This is a genomic window from Paenibacillus sp. FSL L8-0663 (assembly GCF_038008125.1).
GTDB classification, from domain to species: domain Bacteria; phylum Bacillota; class Bacilli; order Paenibacillales; family Paenibacillaceae; genus Paenibacillus; species Paenibacillus polymyxa_D.
In genome coordinates this window covers 1-1944 of sequence record NZ_JBBOYM010000003.1, presented here as the reverse complement: position 1 = coordinate 1944, position 1944 = coordinate 1, and the positions used below count along the sequence as shown (strand labels likewise).

The 1944-nt window shown below is 36.2% G+C and carries 2 protein-coding genes; both read right to left on the bottom strand.

Features of this window, described 5'->3' with window-relative positions:
- Positions 1 to 207: ATP-binding cassette domain-containing protein (locus tag MKY75_RS25545; protein WP_340887154.1), on the bottom strand; the 207-nt coding region annotated here is incomplete at its 3' end.
- Between the two features lie 360 nt (positions 208 to 567).
- Positions 568 to 1677 (bottom strand): IS110 family transposase, encoded by a 1110-nt coding sequence (locus MKY75_RS25540; protein ID WP_340870962.1) that lies wholly within the window; start codon positions 1675 to 1677, stop codon positions 568 to 570.
- Positions 1678 to 1944: the final 267 nt, after the last annotated feature.

Below are 1944 nucleotides of genomic sequence, written 5' to 3'. Positions count from 1 at the left end.
CTTAATCGAATAACCACCGATAGAAATCTTACCTTCTGTCGCCTTAATCAATCCGACTAACATTCGAATGGTAGTCGTCTTTCCAGCACCATTTGGTCCTAAGAACCCGAACACTTCTCCTTGCTTTACATCAAAGGAAATATTCTCTACAAGAGTCTTCTTTCCAATTACCTTCTTCAAGTCTCGTACGGAAAGTATCGTCGTCATTTTACCCCTCCTGTTATGAAGTGACCTTTGTCAATAGTTTTTCAACCATAATATTTTTTCTTGATGGCATACAAAAGCTTCAGAAATAAGATCTATCGACAGTTAACCACTCTGTTATTCGTGGATTGGTTACCTCAGGTTAATGGTCCGTCGTTAGGCTCTTATAATCTTATTGCGTGGATCACATCTTTTCACATTCTAATAAATAGCTTGTTTATCAGAATTTCAGCTGCGCCAGAAAAGGAGGGACATAGATAGCCAGACCTGTAATTCACTATCTCTGAAGCTCACCTATGCCATCAATTGATACCTTTGGTCTCTAACAATGAATGAATCAACTTCATATCCCTTTTTGATTTTTTAAATTTTTCCTGTTTCTAACCCCCAGATAAAACACCCAAGTTCTCTTGCAACCGCTGTAATAGCAACATTTCTGGGTTTCCCTTGATACATCATTCGATGATATTTTCTTTGTAACCTTTCTACTGCCCGATCTGCATAGGAAATTACTTCGCTTCGTTGCCCTTTTTGTCTCGCTTTCACTCGTTTCGATTTTAATCCGATTGCTCCTTTTACCAATGCATTTGCACATTCTACAAGAGTAGACCTAACGGTCGAATTGCCTTGTTTTGTAATCGAACGTCGACTGATTTTTTCTCCACTAGAACTTTCGCTTGGCGTCAATCCTACATAAGCCATAAATGCTTTAGCCGTGGGAAAACGAGTGAAGTCTGCAATTTCCACATGAACAGTCATTGCCGATGTTGTATCTATACCTTTTAGGCATCTTAACTTTGCGATGGGTTCTTCGTATCTTTCACTATGAGATAATTCTTCTAGTCTCAGACTGAATCGCTCAATTTTATCAACTAGAACATCATACTGTAATAGATATTCATCTAACGTTTCTTTGAATAATCCTTGTAAATCAAGATTTTTTAACCATTTCATGTAAGCGATTGTCCAGCTTGATTTTCCTTCATACACATAGCCATGTCTTAAAAGGAATGCTTTTATCTGTTGTTTCATCTTCTTCAATGACGTTTTAAAATCACCTAGCATGCGGATATACTCTTTTACGGCAACATCCTCTTCTTCTGGAACATATACTTCTTTATAGGTGCCATTAGCTAAGTTAAGAGCAATCATTTTAGCATCAAATTTGTCATTCTTCACCATTTTATTTTTAGATGAACTGTACATGGTTGTTGGAGCTAAAATATCACAATCAATCCCATTTTGTTCAAGAAGATTATGAAGTGAATACCCTAAACAACCCGCCTCATATCCAGCTTTAATTTTTATATCTTCACCATATTTTGTTTTTAGTTTCTCAACGAATTTTTTTACGAGAGATACATTTGAAGCACATCGTGCTTCTCTTACAATTTCCCCAGTTGTTCCGTGCAATGCACATAAGCTAAAGCTTTCTTTGTGGACATCCATCCCAATATAGATTATATTTTCCATAGTGGCCTCCTATTATCATAGGGTATAACCCCATTCATGATGTTTGTTTTCATTCATTATTATGGGTTAAAATCCCTGACTTGATAATTTAGGAGGTCACTTCATATTATCTTATTGCATGTTCTTAGCTGTATTGTAACATGTTATCACTCTATACTCCTACTCGGATGCTTAATTTTACTACTTTCTTCCCGCTACCATACTATTTCATTCTTTTTACATTTTAAATTAGGAACGGGATTTTAAAAGCTTTCGTTTCCGATGATT